At 62.8% G+C, this 8,482-nt stretch carries 8 protein-coding genes; 5 read left to right on the top strand and 3 right to left on the bottom strand.

The window, feature by feature from the left end:
• The first annotated feature begins 658 nt into the window (after positions 1–658).
• From BLT65_RS40935 to moaE, 3 genes are read left to right on the top strand one after another with little or no spacing between them, the layout of a single operon-like run.
• A complete protein-coding gene (locus tag BLT65_RS40935) occupies positions 659–1,924 on the top strand; it encodes a molybdopterin molybdotransferase MoeA (RefSeq protein ID WP_208545886.1) in 1,266 nt (421 codons plus the stop codon).
• Between the two features lie 39 nt (positions 1,925–1,963).
• Entirely contained in the window at positions 1,964–2,221 is a 258-nt protein-coding gene (gene moaD, locus BLT65_RS40930; protein ID WP_042315107.1) for a molybdopterin converting factor subunit 1, read from the top strand.
• A 19-nt stretch (positions 2,222–2,240) separates the two neighbouring features.
• Positions 2,241–2,711: a molybdopterin synthase catalytic subunit MoaE gene (moaE, locus tag BLT65_RS40925; RefSeq protein WP_042315108.1), complete on the top strand. Its 471-nt coding sequence runs from the start codon at positions 2,241–2,243 to the stop codon at positions 2,709–2,711.
• Between the two features lie 150 nt (positions 2,712–2,861).
• Here the strand turns inward: moaE and BLT65_RS40920 are convergent, their stop codons facing one another.
• The gene (locus BLT65_RS40920; RefSeq protein WP_042315109.1) at positions 2,862–3,422 is read right to left on the bottom strand and encodes a group III truncated hemoglobin; all 561 of its coding nucleotides are present in this window, start codon (positions 3,420–3,422) and stop codon (positions 2,862–2,864) included.
• 237 nt (positions 3,423–3,659) lie between these two features.
• Between BLT65_RS40920 and BLT65_RS40915 the strand changes: the two genes are divergently transcribed.
• Both BLT65_RS40915 and clpB read left to right on the top strand, forming a co-directional pair.
• A complete protein-coding gene (locus BLT65_RS40915) occupies positions 3,660–4,157 on the top strand; it encodes an Rrf2 family transcriptional regulator (RefSeq protein WP_091789474.1) in 498 nt (165 codons plus the stop codon).
• 360 nt (positions 4,158–4,517) lie between these two features.
• Entirely contained in the window at positions 4,518–7,115 is a 2,598-nt protein-coding gene (gene clpB, locus BLT65_RS40910; RefSeq protein WP_042315111.1) for an ATP-dependent chaperone ClpB, read from the top strand.
• 134 nt (positions 7,116–7,249) lie between these two features.
• On the opposite strand, the gene BLT65_RS40905 is transcribed toward clpB, so the two are convergent.
• Positions 7,250–7,693 (bottom strand): YidB family protein, encoded by a 444-nt coding sequence (locus BLT65_RS40905; RefSeq protein ID WP_042315128.1) that lies wholly within the window; start codon positions 7,691–7,693, stop codon positions 7,250–7,252.
• Positions 7,694–7,848: 155 nt separating this feature from the next.
• Positions 7,849–8,397, bottom strand: a complete 549-nt coding sequence (locus BLT65_RS40900) for a ComEA family DNA-binding protein (RefSeq protein ID WP_091789498.1) — start codon at positions 8,395–8,397, stop codon at positions 7,849–7,851.
• Positions 8,398–8,482 lie beyond the last annotated feature (85 nt).

The raw sequence follows: 8,482 nt of genomic DNA, 5'->3' as shown, positions 1-8,482 counted from the left end.
TCACTCCGGACCGATAGCGCACGCGTTCCACCCTGTAAGAGCGCCAAGCTATACGGCGCGACAACCTACACACAGTTTGCCACCTGGGCGGCACATACCAGTCGCTGCCGCTGGCCCGAGTACGGGTATTCGAAGCGGGTGAGGCGTTCATTCGAAGCGTTGGTAACGCACGCAAACAGAAAGGCTGCCGTGTGAAGCGTAAGACCCTGTGGGGGCCCTCAGGCAGGAACTAGGATTGGCGGTGTTAGCCGCTTTCTTTTGCCTACTTTTCTTTGCGGCGGCAAAGAAAAGTAGGTGCCGCCCCGCACAGGGGCGACGCTTGAAGCACGCTAACGAATCGCGGATGCCAGCGCAAACACGAGCAAACGCAAACCAACACCCGCGCCGCGAAGGCAAATCGCGGATGCCAGCGCAAACGCTAAAACACCGAATGGCGACGCTTGAAGCACGAAGGCATAGCGCAGATGCCAGCGTAAACGCCAAAAACACCGACCATTAACGCCAGCGCAAACACCAAAAACACCGACCGGCAACGCCCACCCACCGAACGGCAAAACCCCCAAAACCACCCGCATCGCAGATATAAAAAACCTGCCAACTACATACGCCGCCCCCTCCCGCTACAATGATTCTTTCCGAATCGTCCTCATCCGCTCCGATGTCCACACCATCACCTGCGCCGCGCGCACCGATGCTCTCGACAGCCGACGCGCTAGCGACCCTACTTGGCGCCGCCGCACAAATCGCCGGCAACGAAACGCTGCCAACCCTGGAAGCAATCAACCGCGTGCTCGCGTCCGACGTCATCTCGCCCCTCGACGTCCCGCCGATGAACACCAGTTCGATGGACGGCTACGCAGTGCGCGTCGCGGAGCTATCGCAAGGCGAACGCCGTTTGCCCATCTCGCAGCGCATCCCGGCGGGTCACGCGCCGCAACCGCTCGCCGAGGGCACGGCGGCGCGCATTTTCACGGGCGCGACGGTACCGCCCGGCGCCGATGCCATCGTGATGCAGGAACAGACGGAAGCGGCCGGCGACGAAGTGACAATCCTGCACACGCCGAAAGCGGGCGAATGGATCACGCAGCAAGGCGCCGACATCCACAAAGGCGCGACGATCCTGCCCGCGGGCACGCGCCTCACGCCGCAGGCGCTGGGCCTCGCGGCGTCGGTCGGTTGCGCAAATCTGGACGTGGTGCGGCGCGTGAAAGTCGCAGTCTTCTTCACGGGCGACGAATTGACCATGCCCGGCGAGCCGCTCAAGCCCGGCGCGATCTACAACTCGAACCGCTTCACGCTGACGGGCCTCCTGCACAAGCTCGGCTGTGAAGTGACCGACTATGGCATCGTGCCCGACAAGCTCGACGCGACGCGCAAAACGTTGCGTGAAGCCGCGCAAGCTCACGATCTGATCCTGACGTGCGGCGGCGTGTCAGTGGGCGAGGAAGATCACGTGAAGCCCGCCGTCGAGGCGGAAGGGCGTCTGTCGATGTGGCAGATCGCGATGAAGCCGGGCAAGCCGCTCGCGTTCGGCGCGATTCGCCGCGCGGCGACGCCCGATACGCAAAACACCGGCTCGAACGAAACCTTCTTCATCGGCCTGCCGGGTAATCCCGTCTCGACCTTCGCCACGTTTTTACTGTTCGTGCGTCCGTTCCTGCTGCGCCTCGCCGGCGTGCGCACGGTGACGCCGCGCGCGCTGTCGCTGCGCGCCGATTTCACGCAACAAAAGGCCGATCGCCGTAACGAATTTCTGCGCGCACGCGTCAATGCCGCGGGTGGCCTCGATCTGTTCCCGAACCAGAGTTCCGCCGTGCTGACGTCGACGGTCTGGGGCGACGGCCTGATCGACAATCCGCCGAATCATGCGATCAGCGCCGGCGAAACCGTGCGCTTCATCCCGTTTTCCGAGTTGCTGAACTGAGGACGGCCCCCAAGGGCCGCAATTGGGTTGTTACCGACGATGAACATCCAGCTGAAATATTTCGCGAGCGTGCGTGAAGCGCTCGGCCAGTCAGACGAATCCGTGGACGTGCCCGAGGGCATCGCGACGGTCGGCGACGTGCGCGCGTGGCTGCGCGTGCGCGGCGGCGTGTGGGCGGAGACGCTCGCCGAAGGCCGCGCGCTGCGCATGGCTTGCAATCATGTGATGACGGATGCGGGCACGCGTATCACCGACGGCTGCGAAGTCGCGTTCTTTCCGCCCGTCACGGGCGGCTGACGTAGCCAGCGAGGAACATATGACCGTCCGAGTCCAGACAGAAGACTTCGACCTGTCGACGGAAGTGGCCGCGCTGCGTGCGCAGAATCCGAAGGTGGGCGCCGTCGCGTGCTTCGTCGGCACGGTGCGCGACATCAACGAAGGCGAGACCGTCCAGACAATGGAGCTCGAGCACTATCCGGGCATGACGGAGAAGTCGCTGGAGGCGATCGTCGACGCGGCGCGCGAGCGCTGGCCGGGCACCGAGGTGCTGATCGTGCATCGCGTCGGCAAGCTGATGCCGCTCGACCAGATCGTGCTGGTCGCGACGACGTCGAAGCATCGCGGGAACGCATTTGCGTCGTGCGAGTTCGTCATGGACTACCTGAAAACCCAGGCGCCGTTCTGGAAGAAAGAGAAGACGGAAAGCGGCGAGCGCTGGGTCGACGCGCGCGTGGCCGACGACGAGGCACTCGCGCGCTGGGGACTGAAGTCGTTGAATTCGCGCTGAATTCGCGCGGAATTCGAAACCGGATTAAGCGTTATTCATTGAACGTTTCAAAAAATAACGCGCAAGCGATAATCCCGGTTGAAATGTTAAATCACGATTCTCGAGTCCCAATTTTCGAATCACCCGATTAATCCTGACCGTTCGATCAGCTTAATCGTCGTCCCGCGATTTACCGATGATTTTCGTCGGAAATGGCTCGCCACGCGGCCGCGCATGCTCGGCTGCGTGCTCTTCGCGCGAACGGCGGCGCGGCGCGATACGGTCCAGTAAATCCTGCTGCTCGGCGGGTATCTGGTAGTCCCAGCCGAACTTGCTCAGCTGCAGGCTCTGCGCGATACGCAGCGCGGGTTCCATGAAGCGCACGGCCGCCGCGGGTTCGTAACGTGACTCGACCGTGTCCAGGAACAGAAACAGCCAGCGGCTGAAGTGGCGCGGCTCGAGGCCCGCGAGCGGCATGTGCGCCTGTTGCACGTTGCCGCGATACTGCTTCGCGCCCAGCGCCAGCGATCCCCAAAACACGCACATCTTCGGCAGATGCTCATCCCAGCGCCCGGCGAGCTTCTGCTCGAAGGCGGGGCCGAGCAGCGCGTCGGCGCGCACGCGGTCGTAGAACGCGTAGACCAACTCGCGGATGTTGTCCTCGGTGGGTTCGGCGTAACGCGTGGCGAGTCGTTCGATAGCGGGAATATCTGAAGAAATATCGGACTTCATATCTGGAACAAAAGTGAGTCGGGGCAAACGCGTCATCGCAAACGTTTTAGGCAGACGCGCTCTAAAATCAGAAAAAGTGCGCTTAAAAGGAAAGTTACCGTTTATAGTTACGCGAAATAACGAGATAAACGTCGCAATAAGATGTGTTATGTACGCATGTTATTGCGCAGCAGTACCGGCGTTAGTGGAGCCGGCGTGAACATTCCGCACGCTGACTCCGTCGCAATTTGCCTTTCAATGAGACTCACAGACTATACCGATTACTCGCTGCGCGTGCTGCTTTACCTCGCGGTTCGTTCCGAAGGACTGGCAACAATACAAGACATCTCCGATGCATATGGCATATCGAAGAACCATCTGATGAAGGTGGTTCAGCGGCTCGCCGAACTTGGCTGGGTCGAGACCGTACGGGGGCGCAACGGCGGTCTACGGCTGTACGAACATTCGTCGTCGCTGACCGTCGGCGAAGTGGTACGGGCGGCCGAGAACGACTTTGCGCTGGTCTCGTGCTTCAACGGCACCGACGCCAGCGGCGTGCATCGCGAATGTGTCATTCAGTCGCAATGCCGGCTGAAGGGCATCCTCGAATCCGCGCGCTCGGCCTTCTTCCGCGAACTCGACAGCTATACGATCCGCGATATCGCCGAGCCGGCGTCGCCGCTGATGTCGCTGCTCGGATTGAAGCCATCGGCGACCATCGTTCCGATCGTGCCCGCTGTGTCGACGGGCACCTGAGCGCCCGGGTCGGAGAAAGCAGGCCGGGCGCGCCGCCGCCCGGCGGTGTCACCGAACGCTCGTCCGCTCCGGCGTGCCACGCGCTGAGCGCGCCCGCAGGCCTGGGCCGGCCTGCGTTTGCGAGCTGCCCAACTGCCCGCCGGCTATCCGCGCCGGGTCGCGCGTCCTGCCCGTACCTTGCTTTCGTCCGATCCTGCGCCGGGCTACACTCGGCTGTGTCGACGGACTTCTGGCGCCGTTCACGCGTCCCGCACGATCGTGCCGCTGACGTGTAAATTCTCTCTCCCTGATGCAAAAAAGCGCTTGAAACTGGCAGAAAACGCCTCATTTTGGTGGTAATCGAAATTGGAGGTCTCCTAGATGAGAGTCGACAAACTCACCACTAAATTCCAGGAAGCGTTAGCCGATGCGCAAAGCCTTGCCGTCGGTCATGACAATCAGTACATCGAGCCGGTTCACCTGCTAGCGGCCCTCGTCGCGCAGCAGGACGGCTCCGCGCGCTCGCTGCTCTCGCGCGCCGGCGTTCACGTGCAGGCGCTGCAAACGTCGCTCGCTGACGCCATCACTCGCCTGCCGCAAGTGCGCGGCACGGACGGCAACGTGCAGATCGGCCGCGATCTAACCGGTCTGTTGAACCAGGCCGACAAGGAAGCGCAGAAGATCAACGACACCTACATCGCGAGCGAAATGTTTTTGCTCGCGATCGCCGATGACAAAGGCGAAGCGGGCCGTCTCGCGCGCGAACACGGCCTGTCGCGCAAATCGCTCGAAGCGGCCATTGTGGCCGTGCGCGGCGGCGCGCAGGTGCATAGCCAGGACGCCGAAAGCCAGCGCGAAGCGCTGAAGAAATACACGATCGACCTGACCGAGCGTGCCCGCGCGGGCAAGCTCGACCCGGTGATCGGCCGCGACGACGAAATCCGCCGCTCGATCCAGATTCTCCAGCGCCGCACCAAGAACAACCCGGTGCTGATCGGCGAGCCGGGTGTCGGCAAGACGGCGATCGTCGAAGGTCTCGCGCAGCGCATCGTCAACGGCGAAGTGCCCGAGACGCTCAAGGGCAAGCGCGTGCTGTCGCTCGACATGGCGGCGCTGCTCGCCGGCGCGAAGTATCGCGGCGAGTTCGAAGAGCGGCTGAAGGCCGTGCTGAACGACATCGCGAAGGACGAAGGCCAGACCATCGTCTTCATCGACGAAATTCATACGATGGTTGGCGCGGGCAAGGCCGAAGGCGCGATGGACGCGGGCAACATGCTGAAGCCGGCGCTGTCGCGCGGCGAGCTGCATTGCGTCGGCGCGACCACGCTCGACGAATATCGCAAGTACATCGAAAAGGATGCCGCGCTGGAGCGCCGCTTCCAGAAGGTGCTCGTCGACGAGCCGAGCGTCGAAGCGACCATCGCGATTCTGCGCGGCTTGCAGGAGCGCTATGAGCTGCACCACGGCGTCGATATCACCGACCCGGCGATCGTCGCGGCGGCGGAACTGTCGCATCGCTATATCACCGACCGTTTCTTGCCGGACAAGGCGATCGACCTGATCGACGAAGCCGCGTCGAAGATCAAGATGGAAATCGACTCGAAGCCCGAGGAGATGGACCGCCTCGATCGTCGCCGCATCCAGTTGAAGATCGAACGCGAGGCCGTCAAGAAGGAAAAGGACGAAGCGTCGCAGAAGCGTCTGCAACTGATCGAGGAAGAAATCGAGCGGCTCGACCGCGAATATTCGGATCTCGAAGAAATCTGGACGGCGGAAAAAGCGGCCGTGCAGGGCAGCGCGCAGCTGAAGGAAGAGATCGAGAAGACGCGAGCGGAAATCACGCGTCTGCAACGCGAAGGCAAGCTGGAGAAGGTTGCTGAGCTTCAGTACGGCAAGCTGCCGCAACTCGATGCGCAACTGAAAGCGGTCACCAAGGCCGAGGCGGAAGAGCAGAACAATCCGACCCGTCCGCGCCTGTTGCGCACGCAGGTTGGCGCCGAGGAAATCGCCGAAGTCGTGTCGCGCGCAACGGGTATTCCCGTCTCGCGGATGATGCAGGGCGAGCGCGAGAAGCTGCTGCAGATCGAAGAAAAGCTGCATCAGCGCGTGGTCGGCCAGGATGAAGCGATCAGCGCCGTCGCCGATGCGATCCGCCGTTCGCGCGCAGGTCTGTCGGACCCGAACCGTCCGTATGGCTCGTTCCTGTTCCTGGGGCCGACGGGTGTCGGCAAGACGGAGTTGTGCAAGGCGCTCGCGGCGTTCCTGTTCGACGCGGAAGATCACCTCATCCGCATCGACATGAGCGAGTTCATGGAGAAGCACAGCGTCGCGCGTCTGATCGGCGCGCCGCCGGGCTACGTCGGTTACGAAGAGGGTGGCTATCTGACGGAAGCCGTGCGCCGCAAGCCGTACAGCGTGATCCTGCTCGACGAGATCGAAAAGGCGCACCCGGACGTCTTCAACGTGCTGCTGCAGGTGCTGGACGACGGCCGTATGACGGATGGCCAGGGCCGCACCGTGGACTTCAAGAACACGGTGATCGTGATGACGTCGAACCTCGGTTCGCAGGTCATCCAGTCGATGGTCGGCCAGCCTGAAGAAGCCGTGAAGGATGCCGTCTGGGAAGAAGTGAAGCTGCATTTCCGGCCGGAATTCCTGAACCGGATCGACGACGTTGTCGTGTTCCATGCACTCGATCGCTCGAACATCCAGTCGATCGCGAAGATTCAGCTGGAACGCGTTCACGAGCGGCTCGCGAAGCTCGACATGCAACTGGTCGTGTCGGATGCGGCGCTGGAGTTGATCGGCAAGGTCGGTTATGACCCGCTGTTCGGCGCGCGGCCGTTGAAGCGCGCGATCCAGCAGGAGATCGAGAACCCGGTCGCGAAGCTGATTCTGTCCGGCAAGTTCGGTCCGAAGGACGTGATCCCCGTCGAGGTGGACAACGGCAAGCTCGTGTTCGACAGGGTGGTTCACTAAAGCGGCAAGGGAACGGAGCGTCGAAGCTCGACGCATCCGTTCCGGATGAAAAACAAAAAGGGCAACGAAGCGATTCGTTGCCCTTTTTTCATGCGCGGCGCTTCAACGAGGCCGCGCGTAACGAACGGCTGCGTTCAGGCGTTCTTGTTGCCAAACAGCCCCGCGATCTGGCCGAGCGCGCCCAACGCGCCAGACACGCCGCCTGCATCGAGCTTGCCGTCGGCGGGCACTTCGCCGTTCGGTGTTGCCGCGTTGATCACGTGCGGCAGCACTTGCGACAGCAGGCCCGTCACCATCGACGGTTCGACGCCGGCCTTCGCCGCGATGTTGGTCACGGTTTCGGAGCCGAGCACGTTATGCAGCGTGTCGGCGGCGATCGGCTGGTTTTCGCCCGTGCCGACCCACGAACTGATGATGTCGCCCGCGCCGTTTTGCTGGAAGCGCTGGATCAGGCCGTTCAGGCCGCCCGGCTGGTTGTTGACGAATTCGAGCGCGGCGGAAATCAGCGCCGCCTGGCCGCCGCCTTGCGGCGAGTTGCCGCCGCCGAGCATGGAACCGAGGGAGTCGAGTAGGCTCATGACAATCTCTCTTGAGAAGCCGGTGCGACGCGTGTGAAGCGTGCGCCGGCGGGGAACGAAACGCCGCGCGGAGCGCGGCACCAATCGTGACAGCAACGGCCGTTGATATAGGCGTGAGGCAGTGCGGCCACTGGACGCTGCTGGAGTGCGCGTCCTTATACGCCCGACGCAGCGGACGCGGCCTTGCTCTTCTTCGATTTCTTCGATTTCGAAGCGGTCGTGTCCGACGCCGTAGCAGGCGCGGAAGCCGCCGTAGCAGCGGGCGCCGATGCCGCAGCGGCGTCAGCCGTGCTCTTCTTCTTCGACTTGGACGCCTTGCCGCCGGAAGCGGCGTCGGCAGGCGCTGGCGTTTGCGCCGTGGTTGCGGCGGGCGCGGGCGTGGACTTCGACATCGTGCCCGCCGGCGCTTTGGCGGGTGCGCCTGTCGGCGGCGCGGACGAGCCGTTGATCGTCAGGCCGGCTGCTTCGAGATTCTTCACCGACTTCTGACCGATGCCCTTGACCCGGTTGGCGAGATCGTCGGCATCCTTGAACGGGCCGTTCTTGGTGCGTTCGTCGATGATCGCCTTGGCGTGGACGGGGCCGATGCCTTTGACCGATTCGAGCGCGGCCTGGTCGGCGGAATTGACTTCGACGGCGGCCGCGAATCCCGCCGACAGCGACAGGACGAGCGCGACGAACAACATCAACAGCTTTTTCAACATGGCAATCACTCCATTGAGGGCAAACAGGTAGCCGGGAACGGACGACGCTTTCATTTGAGCAAGCACTGCGTTCAAGCATAGGACA

It is taken from the genome of Paraburkholderia steynii (assembly GCF_900100565.1).
Lineage (GTDB): Bacteria > Pseudomonadota > Gammaproteobacteria > Burkholderiales > Burkholderiaceae > Paraburkholderia > Paraburkholderia terrae.
This window is presented reverse-complemented; position numbering and strand designations above follow the sequence as displayed.

Excerpts from the sequence above, each read along its gene's own strand:
- BLT65_RS40935 (WP_208545886.1), top strand. The coding sequence starts at position 659 with ATGTCCACACCATCACCTGCGCCGCGCGCACCGATGCTCTCGACAGCC.
- moaD (WP_042315107.1), top strand. The coding sequence starts at position 1,964 with ATGAACATCCAGCTGAAATATTTCGCGAGCGTGCGTGAAGCGCTCGGC.
- moaE (WP_042315108.1), top strand. The coding sequence starts at position 2,241 with ATGACCGTCCGAGTCCAGACAGAAGACTTCGACCTGTCGACGGAAGTG.
- BLT65_RS40920 (WP_042315109.1), bottom strand. The coding sequence starts at position 3,422 with ATGAAGTCCGATATTTCTTCAGATATTCCCGCTATCGAACGACTCGCC.
- BLT65_RS40915 (WP_091789474.1), top strand. The coding sequence starts at position 3,660 with ATGAGACTCACAGACTATACCGATTACTCGCTGCGCGTGCTGCTTTAC.
- clpB (WP_042315111.1), top strand. The coding sequence starts at position 4,518 with ATGAGAGTCGACAAACTCACCACTAAATTCCAGGAAGCGTTAGCCGAT.
- BLT65_RS40905 (WP_042315128.1), bottom strand. The coding sequence starts at position 7,693 with ATGAGCCTACTCGACTCCCTCGGTTCCATGCTCGGCGGCGGCAACTCG.
- BLT65_RS40900 (WP_091789498.1), bottom strand. The coding sequence starts at position 8,397 with ATGTTGAAAAAGCTGTTGATGTTGTTCGTCGCGCTCGTCCTGTCGCTG.